The 13,919-nt window shown below is 53.3% G+C and carries 14 protein-coding genes, 1 tRNA gene and 1 pseudogene; 12 read left to right on the top strand and 4 right to left on the bottom strand.

Annotation, left to right across the window (positions count from 1 at the left end):
* The first annotated feature begins 142 nt into the window (after positions 1–142).
* The 7 genes from IV91_RS16940 to IV91_RS0112425 all read left to right on the top strand — a co-directional run bounded on the left by IV91_RS16940 (position 143) and on the right by IV91_RS0112425 (position 4,480).
* Positions 143–1,147 carry a DUF2924 domain-containing protein gene (locus tag IV91_RS16940; protein ID WP_200874409.1) on the top strand — a complete coding sequence of 335 codons (1,005 nt, stop codon included), beginning with the start codon at positions 143–145 and terminating at the stop codon, positions 1,145–1,147.
* A gap of 134 nt (positions 1,148–1,281) precedes the next feature.
* Positions 1,282–1,458: a hypothetical protein gene (locus IV91_RS18520; RefSeq protein WP_156472716.1), complete on the top strand. Its 177-nt coding sequence runs from the start codon at positions 1,282–1,284 to the stop codon at positions 1,456–1,458.
* Between the two features lie 165 nt (positions 1,459–1,623).
* On the top strand, positions 1,624–1,881 hold the full coding sequence (locus IV91_RS0112400) for an AbrB/MazE/SpoVT family DNA-binding domain-containing protein (RefSeq protein ID WP_031598902.1): 258 nt from the start codon (positions 1,624–1,626) through the stop codon (positions 1,879–1,881).
* Complete coding sequence (locus IV91_RS0112405) at positions 1,878–2,204, top strand: type II toxin-antitoxin system PemK/MazF family toxin (RefSeq protein ID WP_031598903.1); 327 nt, start codon at positions 1,878–1,880, stop codon at positions 2,202–2,204. The genes IV91_RS0112400 and IV91_RS0112405 overlap by 4 nt, the downstream gene beginning before the upstream one ends.
* 152 nt (positions 2,205–2,356) lie before the next feature.
* On the top strand, positions 2,357–2,803 hold the full coding sequence (locus IV91_RS0112410; RefSeq protein WP_051862688.1) for a cupin domain-containing protein: 447 nt from the start codon (positions 2,357–2,359) through the stop codon (positions 2,801–2,803).
* Between the two features lie 269 nt (positions 2,804–3,072).
* Positions 3,073–4,203, top strand: coding sequence for a Fic family protein (locus IV91_RS0112420; protein ID WP_031598909.1), 1,131 nt, complete (start codon positions 3,073–3,075; stop codon positions 4,201–4,203).
* Positions 4,204–4,267: 64 nt separating this feature from the next.
* Positions 4,268–4,480 carry a helix-turn-helix transcriptional regulator gene (locus IV91_RS0112425; protein ID WP_031598911.1) on the top strand — a complete coding sequence of 71 codons (213 nt, stop codon included), beginning with the start codon at positions 4,268–4,270 and terminating at the stop codon, positions 4,478–4,480.
* Positions 4,481–4,684: 204 nt separating this feature from the next.
* On the opposite strand, the pseudogene IV91_RS18045 reads toward IV91_RS0112425, so the two are convergent.
* The 4 genes and pseudogenes from IV91_RS18045 to IV91_RS0112450 all read right to left on the bottom strand — a co-directional run.
* A pseudogene (locus IV91_RS18045) lies at positions 4,685–4,954 on the bottom strand (IS3 family transposase); the annotation flags it as partial.
* 25 nt (positions 4,955–4,979) lie between these two features.
* Positions 4,980–7,418 (bottom strand): glycogen/starch/alpha-glucan phosphorylase, encoded by a 2,439-nt coding sequence (locus tag IV91_RS0112435; protein WP_084190100.1) that lies wholly within the window; start codon positions 7,416–7,418, stop codon positions 4,980–4,982.
* Between the two features lie 307 nt (positions 7,419–7,725).
* Positions 7,726–7,971: an EAL domain-containing protein gene (locus IV91_RS0112440; RefSeq protein WP_267880972.1), complete on the bottom strand. Its 246-nt coding sequence runs from the start codon at positions 7,969–7,971 to the stop codon at positions 7,726–7,728.
* A 1,176-nt stretch (positions 7,972–9,147) separates the two neighbouring features.
* Positions 9,148–9,223, bottom strand: a tRNA-Ala gene (locus IV91_RS0112450).
* 65 nt (positions 9,224–9,288) lie between these two features.
* Between IV91_RS0112450 and IV91_RS0112455 the strand changes: the two genes are divergently transcribed.
* The 5 genes from IV91_RS0112455 to IV91_RS16015 all read left to right on the top strand — a co-directional run bounded on the left by IV91_RS0112455 (position 9,289) and on the right by IV91_RS16015 (position 13,706).
* Entirely contained in the window at positions 9,289–10,257 is a 969-nt protein-coding gene (locus IV91_RS0112455) for a fatty acid desaturase (protein WP_031598916.1), read from the top strand.
* Positions 10,258–10,414: 157 nt separating this feature from the next.
* Positions 10,415–11,239 (top strand): prolipoprotein diacylglyceryl transferase, encoded by an 825-nt coding sequence (gene lgt / locus IV91_RS0112460; RefSeq protein ID WP_051862690.1) that lies wholly within the window; start codon positions 10,415–10,417, stop codon positions 11,237–11,239.
* A gap of 112 nt (positions 11,240–11,351) precedes the next feature.
* Positions 11,352–11,675, top strand: coding sequence for a c-type cytochrome (locus IV91_RS0112465; protein ID WP_031598919.1), 324 nt, complete (start codon positions 11,352–11,354; stop codon positions 11,673–11,675).
* A 14-nt stretch (positions 11,676–11,689) separates the two neighbouring features.
* On the top strand, positions 11,690–12,919 hold the full coding sequence (locus IV91_RS0112470; RefSeq protein WP_082783426.1) for a branched-chain amino acid ABC transporter substrate-binding protein: 1,230 nt from the start codon (positions 11,690–11,692) through the stop codon (positions 12,917–12,919).
* Entirely contained in the window at positions 12,903–13,706 is an 804-nt protein-coding gene (locus IV91_RS16015) for a class I SAM-dependent methyltransferase (RefSeq protein ID WP_150112489.1), read from the top strand. Before IV91_RS0112470 ends, IV91_RS16015 begins: the two co-directional genes overlap by 17 nt.
* Positions 13,707–13,919 lie beyond the last annotated feature (213 nt).

The following is a 13,919-nucleotide window of genomic DNA, read 5'->3' on the forward strand; positions in this document are numbered from 1 at the left end:
GCCTGTGGAGAATTGGCGCAATCAGGCCGTTCCGTGAAGCAGGAACCCGCCGAAGCGACTACACAGGGGCTTGCCCTTGTGTAGCGCCGTAGGAATCTCCGGCATTCATGCCGGGGAGGATGTCAATGAAACCTGCGAACCCATGATGGACGCATGTCTAACCGGGAGGGCGCACTATCTGGACATTTCCAACGAGATATCCGTGTTGCAGGCCGCTCAGTCGCGCCATCACAAGGCAAAAGAAAATGATGTGTCCATCATTCCCGGCGTCAGAACTCATGTCAGCGCGAGCGCGTGCCCAGGAGGCCGCTTCCATTATGGCGGTAGTGATTGCCAGACTGGATTCCACCCGACCGCGAGAGAGCGATATTTGTCTTGGCTTCTCGGCCCCCAAGCGCCTTCATATGACTCCGTCTCAACCAGAAGGAGAGAAAAAATGAAGGCCCAAAATCAAACCGTGTCGACCAGAGTGGCAGAGTTGCCGAAACTGGCGATGAAAGAATTGTGGTCGCTGTGGGACCAGTATTTTCCGCGCCGACCCAGTCATCACAACCGGAGTTATGTTGAAGGCCGGGTTGCCTACAAGATTCAGGAGGAGGCGTTCGGTGGCATCAAACCTGAAGTACGCCAGCAGCTTCTGCGTATTGGCGAGTCCAAATCCAGAATGAAAGTTCGCAAGACCAGCGATATTCGCATTGTGCCTGGCACAGTATTCATGCGGGAGTTTGACAACCGGGAGCACAGGATCACCACATTTGTGCCCCTTCATTTCAAGAAGCGCGGCATCAAGAAAGTGATCGTCGGGCCGGAGGGGGTAGATGAGTTGGTGGCCATCAACCCATCGGTGTTTGCGATTTCCCCGATTCAGGACCCTACGCTACTGAAGGCTCTTGCGTTGGCACACTACTGGGGTAAGCAGATCGATGATGGCGTAGTGACAGACGCGGGTGAAATCGCTCGGCGGGAGCAAATGGATGTAACGCGGGTCAGGGAAATTCTGAGGCTCGTGATCATCGATCCTCAAACAGCCAGCGCAATTTTTGAGGGGAGGCAACCCCGCACCTTGTCGCTTGAGTTCCTGGTGCGTAAAAGTCTGCCGCTGGACTGGGAGTTACAACGCCAGAGGGTTGCTGAAAATGGGGGCTGATGATGCTGTGTCGTCTCTGAAGGGCAAGTTTCCGTTCATACTGGAAGCCGGAAACCCCCGTGGATAGGGGGGGTCGTGCGAAGGTCGCCCTTCGCAGAAACAGAGAACGGAGAGCGCAGGGGGGGTAGAAAACGGTGAAATTCTGGGTGTATCGACAGTTGCCGCCCTTCGCACGAAACCGGGAAGCCGCGCCAGTATTGGCGTTCCGGCGGGGCACTAAAAAGGCCGTAGAACGTTCTGGCCTGGGTGAAGTGGTGGTGCTGAGGCGACACCACGAAACCGTGTACGGCGGTCGTGATAGTAAATCGTAGTAAATGCGTCTTTTTTTAGATGGTTAAAAAATATTCCGCATTAAACTTGTTGTCCCACGGTAAGTGAGGGCTATCGCCAAACACCTGTTTTCCGACAGACTGAGACTTGCAGCTCCGATTAAACAAAGTTATACTTAAATATAACTTAACAAACGGAGGTGAATCATGCACACAACCAATCTGCGCAAGGTCGGCGGCTCGGTTATGCTTGCCGTTCCGCCCGCATTCCTTGATCAACTGCACCTGCAAGCCGGAGCCACGGTAGGGGTGGTCGTCGCTGATGGCTGCCTAGTAGTCGATCCCAAACCCAGGCCGCGTTACACGCTTGCGGAACTTCTGGCAGCCTCGGACTATTCCAAACCGCAATCGGCAGAAGAGCGCGAATGGGTCGATGCGCCCACAGTGGGTGATGAGTTGGTATGAGGCGCGGCGATATTTACCTAGTCTCGCTTGATCCGACCGAAGGACGCGAGCAACGCGGCAGCCGTCCCGTCTTGGTCGTGTCGCCTGCCGAGTTCAACGAGGCAACCAACTTGCCGGTGATCTGTCCTATCACGAACGGCGGCGACTTCGCCCGTCGCATCGGGTTCGCCGTTCCCGTAACCGGAATCAAAACGACCGGCGTAGTCCGCTGCGATCAGCCCCGTGTGCTTGATTTTGGTGCCCGCAACGCCCGCAAGGTGGATACTTTGCCAGCATCAATCATGGAAGAAGTGCTGGCGAAACTAGCCACGATTTTCGCGTGAGCAGAAACAATGGCTGTGAAGGCCCGTGTTTATTGATATGATGGTGGAGCAGGAAACCGGGCGCTCCTTCGCGGGAGAAAACTCTTGGACGCTGGCGTCACGGCACGCTTCTACAAGGCCGTCACCGATGCCCATTTGGGCCATATTTCAAGGTGGCTCTCAATACAAGGACTTCGAGTACGACCTATCCAGAACCGTTCGCATCACGCATGGTTGGCCGAGAAAAGCGCCCGCTTGGTGACATTTTCGAATTGTCGAACTTCGGTGTTAATCTTACGCGCCTCATTCCGGGTGCATGCTCTGCACTACGTCACGCCCACTCGAAGCAAGATGAATTCGTGTACATCTTAGTGGGATGCCCGGTACTCATCACGGATCAAGGCGAGACACTGCTTTCTCCAAGAATGTGCGCCGGCTTCAAGGCTGGCACTGGAAACGGACATCAACTCGTAAATCGAGCGAACGAAGATGTCCTTTATCTCGAAGTGGGCGACCGTACCGCTGGTGATTCTGCGACCTACCCCGACGACGACTTACAAGCCGCATTGGATAATGACGGGGAATGGCAGTTCCTGCATAAGAATGGAACACCCTATTGAAATGCATTACCCTGTCATTGGGGCCAACGGAGAACCGTTGACCTTTATGAATTGGTGGACGTTTACGCAATCGAACCCGCGTCCGTAGGCATGGCATCGGTAGCTGGGGAGCCAGCGCGACGCGGCGACCAAAACAACACCCATTTACACCCATTCTGGGGCGGGCTGCCGAACTCCAGGATCTCGTTACGGCGAATGTCAGTCTCTATCTCCGCATCTTGTGCGGCGAATAACTTGCGCATGCGGAGAATCCGTCCCATAATCTCCGCATGAATAGCGGTGATTGCAAATACATCTGGCAGGCCAAAGACTGGCCGAACTGGCACTTCGACTTGGCAGCGCTGGCTGAACCCATGGCCGAGGTCAGTCGTGCTCAAGGCGTCTTGATGGGGCGTCTGGCCGATATCGGCATGGCGTTGCGCGATCAGGCCAGCCTGGCCGCGCTTACCGAGGACGTGGTCAAGACCAGCGAGATCGAGGGTGAGCATCTCAATGTTGAATCCGTGCGCTCGTCTATTGCCCGTCGTCTGGGCGTGGATATCGGTGCTCTGGCCCCGGTCGATCGTCACGTCGAAGGCGTGGTCGAGATGGTGCTTGACGCCACCGCCAACTGCCATGCGCCGGTGTCGCGAGAGCGGTTGTTCGGCTGGCACGCAGCTCTGTTTCCCACCGGCTACTCAGGTCTATCCAAGATCAACGTCGGCACTTGGCGCGATGATGCCAGCGGCCCGATGCAGGTCGTGTCCGGTCCCATCGGTCGACAGCGTGTGCATTTCGAGGCACCGCCAGCGGATCGTCTGGAAGCCGAAACGAGTCGATTCCTCGATTGGCTCAATGATGCCACGAACGATCCGCCGCTCATAAAGGCAGGACTAGGGCATCTGTGGTTCGTAACCCTGCACCCGTTCGACGACGGCAACGGCCGTATCGCCCGAGCTATCGGCGATCTGCTGCTGGCGCGAGCCGATGGCAGCCCGCAGCGCTTTTACAGCCTGTCGGCGCAGATCCAGCGGGAGCGCAAGGCTTACTACGACATTCTGGAGCGGACCCAGAAGCGGTCGATGGATGTCAACGAGTGGCTTGCCTGGTTTCTGGACACGCTGCATCGCGCCGTCGACCAGGCGCAGCACACGCTCGACGCCGTGCTGACCAAAGCGCGCTTCTGGCAACGCTGGGCGACAACGCCGTTGAATGAGCGGCAGGTGAAGCTGCTCAACCGACTGCTCGACGGCTTCGAAGGCAAACTCACCAGCAGCAAGTGGGCGGCGATCGCCAAGTGCTCACCGGACACAGCCCTGCGCGATATCACTGACTTGCTGGTTCGCGGCGTATTGCGAAAAACGGATGCGGGTGGTCGCAGTACCAGCTACGAGCTGAACAATTTGGCCGACCGGGAATGACTTGACTCGTGGGCAGAACAACGCCTTCATGGACTCCTGCCAACTCATTCGCAAGGAGACCAAGATGAATAACGTTCATTTCAATCAGAAACAACTGACCACCCGCTGGGGCATCAGCGAGGCTACCCTCGAACGCTGGCGTAGCGAGGGGATCGGCCCAAAATTTCTTAAACTTTGCGGGCGGGTGCTTTACCGCCAGGTCGACATCGAAGCCTATGAGGAATCGTGCTTGGCAACATCAACCAAGACCGCCGCGCCTCAGGTCGGTGCCGGTTGAAAAATGTACCGTAGCCGTCAGTTCGATTTCATTGACGCAATCGAACTGGCATTCGCATTTCGCCCCCCAAAGGCGATTGACGCTTACTTTTTCTTCAGCAGTTGATCGAGCGTCTCCACACCTTCGCGTTTCAAGACGGTTCCCAAGTGCGCATCGGAGCGGTAGCCCTCGGCGTCTTTCAGGGTTTCTGTCGCCCCAACCATCTTAAGTCGCCAACCGAACTGGTCGTTCCGGGTTCAATTGGACAGCACCTACAGGCTCCCAGTTACGGGTAGCCCTTGACCAGCGTTGTGGCTTCTTTTCCTTGGCTGCCTGATACACCTCATGACGCTTGGCCAGTATCCCACAATCTTCCCTCCGGTGTCGCTGTGAGGGGGTCACAAATCGAATCCGACTGTGGCGATGTTCGTTGTTATACCACTGCACAAACTCCTGTACCCACGCCCGTGCTGCCTCTATGTCCGAAAACCCATCAGCCTTGCCCCGCTCTCCGCGACTTTCACATCGTTTTTGCTGCAACCTGCGGCAAATGCCAAATGTCGCGGTTGTAATCCAGTATGGTGCGGTCACTGGAAAACTTACCGCTGGCAGCCGTGTTGATAATACTCATGCGAGTCCAGCGCTCCTTATCACGGTAGGTTTTTGCCACTTCCTGCTGCGCATTTACAAAACTACGAAAATCTGCTGCGGTCAGCCAAGGGTCACCCGAGCTATAAATGGATTGAATGATCGGATTAAAAATGCCCGGCTCGAACAGATTAAAATGCCCACTTTCCAACAGGTGCATTACTCGGCGAAGATCCTCATCTGCAGCGATAATTGCACCTGGGTCATAGTGCCCTCTGGTTGCGTCCACTTCTTCTGTGGTGAGGCCAAATAGGAAAAAATTTTCATCTCCCGCCTCTTCTCGAATTTCGATGTTGGCGCCATCCAGCGTGCCGATGGTTAACGCGCCGTTCATCATAAATTTCATGTTGCCGGTTCCCGAGGCTTCTTTCCCAGCGGTGGAAATCTGCTCTGACAAGTCGGTACCGGCGCAAATCACTTCCATTGCCGATACCCGATAGTTCGGCAGAAAAGCCAGATTCAGCAAACCCGCAGTATCCGGATCGCCATTGATGACCTTACCTACAGCGGAAACCAGTTTGATAATACGCTTGGCCATGACATAGCCGGGTGCAGCCTTTCCGCCGATGAGTATGCAACGCGGTGTCCAGTCAGTGGTATCGCCGCGCTTGATGCGGTCATAGAGGTGAATGACATGCAGCATGTTGAGCAACTGACGTTTGTATTCGTGTATGCGCTTCACTTGCACATCAAACAAGGCATTTGTGTCAAATACAACACCGCAATCGCGGTGTACCAACTCCGCCATGCGAGCCTTGTTGGCTTGCTTGATTTCTTGCCACTCTGCGCGAAACGATGCATCATCGACGTACGGGGCCAGTTCTTTCAGTTTGGCCATGTCGGTGGTCCAGCCATCACCTAAGGTGCGTGTGATCAGGCTGCTCAGAGCCGGGTTGCTGGACACCATCCAACGGCGGGAAGTGACGCCGTTGGTCTTATTGTTGAATTTCTCCGGCCACAGTTCATAAAAGTCACGGAACAAATGCTGCGTCAACAAGCGCGAATGCAATTCTGCTACACCATTTACCGATACGCTTGCTACCACCGCCAGGTAAGCCATACGAATATACTGCTCATTTCCTTCTTCGATAATCGACATGCGCCGCTGACGCTCGACATCTCCAGGCCAGCGCCTTGCTACTTGCGCCATGAAACGGGCATTGATCATGAAAATAATTTCCGACAGCCTCGGCAACAAGCGCCCGAAAATACTGACTGACCAGCGCTCCAACGCCTCCGGCATCAGTGTATGGTTGGTATAGGCTACCGTCCGGGTGGTGATGTTCCAAGCAGCATCCCAGTCCATGCCATGTTCGTCTATCAGCAAGCGCATCAACTCTGGCACCACGCAGGTGGGATGGGTATCATTCAACTGGAAGAAATTCTTGTCGGCAAACCCGCTAAAATCGTTTCCATGTTTGTCCATCCAGTGCCGCAGTACATCCTGCAGGCTGGCCGAGGCCAGGAAATACTGCTGGCGCAGGCGCAACTCTTTTCCATTTTCACTGACATCGTTGGGGTATAACACCATGGTGATGTGCTCGGCGGCATTCTTGGCAGCAACCGCATCAGCATAGCTGCCTGCGTTGAACTCGCTCAAGTCAAATTCTTTCGTGGCCATGGATTTCCACAAGCGCAAGGTGTTGACCGTGCCATTGCGGTAACCGGGAACGGGGACATCGTAGGGCACGGCCATAATGTCTTTGGTATATTTCCACTCCGCTCGCTTGGTTCCGTCTGCATCCATGTAATGCTCGGTTTTGCCACCGAACTTTACCCGCACGCTAAATTCTGGTCGCTCAATTTCCCATGGATTTCCATTTCTCAGCCAATGATCGGGCTCTTCCACTTGGTAACCGTTTTCAACTTTCTGGTTAAATAAGCCATATTCATACCGTAGGCCGTACCCCTTCACTGGCAACTGCAAGGTGGCGCAACTGTCCAGAAAACATGCGGCCAACCGTCCCAGACCGCCGTTCCCCAAACCGGCATCATGTTCTTGATCGATAATCTCTTCCAGCACCAAACCCAGTTTTGTCAGCGCACCTGAGATCGATGGTTCTACATCTAGGTTGAGCATGGCATTACCCAGCGTCCTACCCATCAGAAACTCCAGCGACAGGTAATAGGTGCGCTTGCAGTCCTGCTCGTTATAAGCGTATTTGGTACTCTTCCAACGCTCCACTAGGCGATCACGCAACGAAAGGGAGAGTGATGTATAAACATAGTAGGCTGACTGATTCAACTTGTCCCGGTACAGGGTGTGGCTGAAGTACCGGCGAAAATCATCGACGATACTTTCGCCGTCCATGCCAAGAGGCGGAATTTCTGTAATGTTTGATGCAGGATTACTATTAATAAAAGGCTTGGTATCTATGATATTTCTCCATATTTTACAGATGGCATGTTGAATCGCCTCGAGTCTCGTGGAGGGTGTTGGCTTAAAGAACAGTCTTATGATGCTTGCTCAGCAGGCTCCCTTCAGTATTGTGCCTCAGCTTCTGCCAGAGGTATATACCCAAGGAGTTCGAGAAACCGGCGGCGGTGCTGACCACGTTTCACATAATGTCGCAGAAAAAGATTTTCCAAGAAAAGGACTACCTGTATCACCTGCACAGTTACTTTTCAAATTCTTCTCCCGGAATGGGTTTGGAAAACCAATATCCCCGGCCAAAATTACATCCTATGGATTTCAGCAAATCTAATTGTTCCTTGGTTTCAATTTCCTCAGCAATCAATTTTTGACTCAGTTTGTGTGTCATGACGATGATAGCTTCGCATAATGCCAGATCTGCTGGATCTGCAGCCATATTGCGGACAAAAGACTGATTTATCTTGAGATAGCATGATTGCTTGCGCGAAATTGTACAGGCGACTTATTGATACTCAGGTTTGGACATTCAGCATCAAAATGGTGACCATGAAGGCGGTGGCCAAGTCAGGTCACTTCCTTCACATTATTTGCAGTGGGATGATCTCTGGAAGTAGAATGAAAATTCAGAAAGTGAAGGTCGGGTATCCTGAAAAACGTCGGTGGGTCAAATCTGTTGGCCATTGATACCCCGGAGACCCTGTTACGCAGTAACCCCCTCATGATCGCTATCAGCGGGTAACAAAATCCCGCAATCAAGCAGTGTCAATCCGCACTTCAGGTACCTGCCGCAACGCCAGGGGCACTTTCCACCTTGATGATACCAACCCCATTCGCGACCCAACTCGTTGAAAGTTGGAACAGGGAGTGAATCTGGTCATGCCTCGTCATGATCAAGCCGCCAACCCATCATCATGATCAAGCCGCCAACCCATCATCCATCCTGAAAATCAGACCATCAATCATTTTGATTCCGCTCATATGTGATGACGGTACCCGGCGAACAGGAACGATACAATCCGTTCAGCAATTCATATCAGATGGTTCCGGCTGGATCTTCGCCATATAACGCATTCGATAATAAGTATGAGTTTCCTCGGTAGTATAACAGTCATAGTCGACAGTCTCTTCAGGGTCGAATCTCGCCAGTCACGACTGTCCGGTTTAAGGAAGTAAATTTTCGAGTCCTGATGACAGCAAAGGGCACATAGGGTGAGTAACGCTTTTCGATAAGCAGTCGCTCAGATTCATCCTACAAAAGATTTTCTCCTCGAATGACTGGCCAGCCAATCTTGCCAGACTCATGGAGTGAAGTCTGTGTTTTGCCAGTCACCAGCACCATAACGTTTGCTTGGGGTTATTGCTCAAACCGTTGGAGGCAGCGAAGGCGAAGGAACGGCAGCAATGCGGGCAGCGCGGAGTTTTGCTTAGTCAGAATTCTGACGAAGCAACCCGCACAGACGAGGCCATAGCATCCAAAGCCGGGGTATCAAGAGACACAGTTCGCAAGGTGGAAGCCATTATCGTCACTGTTACGAATCTCAGCATAAGCCAAGTCCGAACCTGAAAACCGTATCAACCCATATCACCCAAGCACTTTGGTTTATGTGGGGTGTTATGTGGGGTGGATAAAAAAACCTGTTGTAACTCACTGATTCTATTAATGTGATGGTGGAGGGTATGAGGATCGAACTCACGACCTTCTGATTGCGAACCAGACGCTCTCCCAACTGAGCTAACCCCCCACAATGTTCATGCCTGCTGTATTATATCGACTATGGAAAATTCTCGTGCATCTTTGACGAACCCCATGGCTTTCGGGGGAGTGGCGCTGGCGATATTTTTCGCCTGGTTGCCTGCCGTTTTTTTGGTGCTGGGCCATCCAGCCTGGCCCCTGTTCATTGGTCTGTTCGTTCTGCCGTTGCTGGAATGGATGGTGGGGGATTATCAAGGCCCCATTCCTTACTGGAACTTCTGGGCTTTGCGTGTCATTCTGGCGGGTATCGCTCTGCAGGGTCTGGTGGGCGCCTATTTTGCCCAACACTATGCCTGGTGGCTGGTTATCCTGGCTGGTGCAGGGTCTGGCTACGCGGCCGGAGGCTCGGGGAATGCTTTGGGTCATGAATTAGGACACAGTCGTGCGCTATGGGATCGGCGTTTGGCCAAGTGGTTCTTCACCACGGTATGTTTTGGCCACTACACGCAAGAGCATGGGGCCGGGCACCATGTACTGGTGGGAACGCCCAAGGACAGTCTGTACAGTTACCTGTCCGATACGCTGTCCAGTTTTTCTCATCGCAACATGATCAAGCAGTTGCGGTTGGGAATTGAGATTGCAACGGTCCGGGGTAATCTGTGGTCCGAGGTTTACGGCCCGATTTTCTTCTATGTCCTGATCAACTTGGTGATTGGCTATCTGGCTGGCTGGAAGGGGGTGTTGTTCCTGACCGTGCAAACCGTGGTGATGTATCTGGTGGATGCGTCCATTACGTTCATTCAACATTTTGCTTTGCACCGAAAGGAAATCGATGGTCGTTTCGAACGCATCGGACCTCAGCATACCTGGGACTGCCGAAACTGGGTGACGACCCTGGTGTCGTTCAACAATTGTCGGCATGTGGATCACCATATCAATCCCGGAAAGGACCTCAATGGGCTGGAACCGGTCCCGGAGGCTCCTCAGTTGCCCTATGGTTACGCCGTTATGGGCACCTTGGCCAATTTTCCCTCGGTATTTCGGCGCATCATGGAGAACACAGGCGCCCAACTGGCTCGCTGACTCCCATTCCCACGGTCGCATGCAGGGCTCTCTGGATACCGGCGGGTGATGGTTTTCCTGCGCCGATTATCAGCCCTGTCATTCTCCTGAAGGGCAAGGTGGGTATAATCTCCCATTTTATCCCAAGGATGCCATCTGCGGGAGGTGAGGACCTGTCATGTTGATTCACCCGGATTTTGATCCAGTCGCTCTGCACTTGGGGCCTTTTTCCATTCGCTGGTACGGACTTATGTATCTGGCGGGTTTCATGGCGGGAGCAGGAGCGGCGCGCTGGCGGATCAAGACCCAGCCGTGGCTGCACTGGACCGTGGAGCAGGTGGATAATTTTTTGACCTATGTGGTGGTGGGCGTGATCGCCGGGGGGAGGATGGGTTACGTCCTGTTCTACAAACCGGAGTTTTATTTGACCCATCCTCAAGACATTCTTGCGGTGTGGCAGGGGGGGATGTCATTTCATGGCGGGTTTCTTGGCGTGATCATTGCGGGCTGGCTCTATGCGCGGCGCGAGAAACGTCGTTGGCTCGAAGTGACCGATTTTGTAGCGCCCCTGGTGACCTTCGGGTTGGGCTTTGGACGCTTGGGAAATTTTATCAATGGGGAATTACCGGGTCGGGTGACTTCGGTACCCTGGGCCATGGTTTTTCCCAAGGTGGACGCATTTTCTCGCCATCCCTCCCAACTTTATGAAGCCTGTCTGGAGGGGTTGGTCCTGGGGTTTTTGCTGCTCTGGTTCAGTCGCAAGCCACGCCCCATGGGGCGCATTTCCGCACTATTCCTCATTGGTTATGGAGCATTTCGGTTTGCGGTAGAATTTACACGGGAACCGGATGACTTTTTGGGGCTACTGGCCTTTGGGTTCAGTATGGGACAGTGGCTCAGTTTGCCGATGATCATCGCGGGGTTGTGGCTCTGGTTATGGTCGGGTAAATTGGACAAGATGTCTCGTACCACCGAGTCCTCCCTTGCTATGCGCGATAAATGAGAAGCGGCGGAAATGATGGTCAGCCAAGGAGTTGAACGAGTAAAATGTCCTCTGGTCTGGATAATTGAGTATCGTGTTCAGTTTTTTTGTCTTGAAAAGGGAGCTCTCTAAAATGAAATCTTGGAAAACTGCCGTGATGGCTGTCGGACTACTGTTGGGCACGGTTGCTGCCCACGCGGACAATGGGTTGGAACTGGCTAAAAAAAGTGGTTGTTTGAGTTGTCATAGTGTGGATACCCCCAAAGTAGGACCTTCTTACAAGTCAGTGGCTGCCAAATATCGGGGTCAACCTGGGGCAGAAGCAAAATTGATCGCCAAGGTAACCCGCGGGGGCAGTGGATCTTGGGGCATGATGCCCATGCCCGCCAAGGGGGGCAATGCCAATTTATCCGAGGAGGATATCAAAAATCTGGTCAAGTGGATTTTGTCTCGCTGATGTCGGGGGTCAGGATGAGGCTTGTCGGCAAGTCTTCCATCCTGACCGGGTCTGCGGGGTTGGTGCTGGCCATTTTAGTACTCTCAGGGTGTTCCGGAGAGGAGGGCGATTCACGACATTCGGCAGATCACTGGGACGTTAAAATTGGTTCTGTGGCCCCTCTGAGCGGACCTCAATCTCATCTGGGTGCGGACAACGAGAATGGGGCGCGATTGGCCATCGATGATGCCAATACTCAAGACATTCGTTTGGGGGGGAAACCTGTTCATTTCGAGTTGCTGAGCGAAGATGATGCGGCCGATCCGCGGACAGCGACCATCGTTGCTCAAAAATTGGTCGATGATGGCGTCAATGGCGTGGTGGGGCATCTCAATTCGGGAACTACCATTCCTGCGGCACGCATTTATGCGGATGAAGGGATCCCTCAAATTTCTCCTTCGGCCACCAATCCCAAGTATACCCACCAAGGGTTTCCCACTGCTTTTCGCGTCATGGCCAATGATGAGCAACAAGGTCAGGTGTTGGGTCAGTTTGCGGTTCACGTTGCGGATGCCCGAACGATGGCGGTGATCGACGATGCTACGGCCTATGGGCAAGGTTTGGCCAATGAATTTGAGAAAGCCGCATCCCGGCAAGGGGCAAGGGTGTTGTTGCATGAACACACCGATGATCACAGTACAGATTTTTCAGCCATTTTGACACGCATCAAAGCGCGCCAACCGGATCTCATTTTTTTTGGAGGGATGGACGCTCAAAGTGGTCCGATGCTCAAACAACTTCGTGAACTTGATTTGAAATCCGTATTCCTCACAGGGGATGGGGGGTGTTCAAAGGAGTTTTTTGAACTTGCAGGAGAGGCTTCAGAAGGCAGTTTTTGCAGTTTACCGGGACTGCCGTTGGAGGAAATGCCCAAGGGACGGGATTTCAAGCATCGTTTCGAGGCACGTTTTGGCGCCATTCAGGACTACGCGCCTTACAGTTACGATGCAGTAGGTGCACTCATTGCGGCGATGAAAAAAGCAGATTCACCGCTTCCCGAACGATATTTGCCTTACTTGAAAACGCTGGAATATCCTGGCGTAACGGCATTGATTCGCTTTGATGTGCATGGGGATCTGGCGGGTGGCGCGGTTACGGTCTATCGCTGGCATCAGGGGATTCGGGTGCCCGTCAGAGAGGATGCCAGTACGGGGAGCCAACTCGGCATTCGTTCTGGTGTTGATAAGAATGGCGCAGGAAAGTGAAGATTCGGTTTCATCGAGCGTGACGATGTACCGTTTTTTTGTGATCCAGGGAGTCAGTGCGCTCCTAGTGTTTGGAGGAAGCAAACTGGGCCTCTGGCCGGTTCCTTCACTGGCTTTTTTGACTCTGTTTCAGGGTGTTGTGGCGGTGCTGCTCACATTACTGGTGAAAGGTCCCCGCTGGTGGTTACCCCTCCAGTTCCTTTTTTTGCCTGCGCTTTGGGCAATGGCGCGCGGCGCGATACCTGCGGGTTGGTATGGCGCGGGGTTTGTGGTGTTAGGGTTGGTGTACTGGAATACCTTTCAGTCAAGGGTTCCCCTTTACTTGACGCATCGAGAAACCCTGGCGGAATTGGATCGTCTGGTGCGAGAGATGGCCCCTCGTTCCTTCGTTGATTTGGGATGTGGCACAGGCACTGTCCTTTGCATCCTGGCGGCACACCATCCCGACATTCGATTCGTGGGCTATGAAGTGGCCCCGATTCCTTGGTTGATTGGAAAATGGAAGGCTCGTGCCTTACCCAATTGCACGCTGCATCGTAAAAGTTTCTGGAATATCTCCCTGAGCGAGTTTGATCTGGCTTATGCGTTTTTGTCGCCCGTTCCCATGCCCGCTTTAGGGCAAAAGATGATTCGAGAAATGCGCTCAGGAACTTCCCTGATCAGCAATACTTTTAAGATGCCGGGAATGTTGCCTCACAGTATTTTTCTGACGGAAGGAACCATGCCCCTATATCTGTATCGTCAAAAAGGGAACGGGCGTGGTAGGATTCCACCTGCCTGTTCTTAAGTCGTTCCTAAGGCTTGAGGGCCATGATGCCGGGAAAATGTCTTTCGGAGTCAACGAAGCCGGTAGGATGTTCGTTTTCAGCATGAAGCAATTAATTTGGAGAATGCCAACATGAAGAAGTCAATGGGTGCCCTGTTTATGTTTGGAATGCTGGCTATGGTCAATGCTCACGCTGACGGTTGGCGAGGTGGAGATGGCTGGCGAGGAGGGGGC

It is taken from the genome of Ferrovum myxofaciens (assembly GCF_000735045.1).
GTDB classification, from domain to species: Bacteria; Pseudomonadota; Gammaproteobacteria; order Burkholderiales; family Ferrovaceae; genus Ferrovum; species Ferrovum myxofaciens.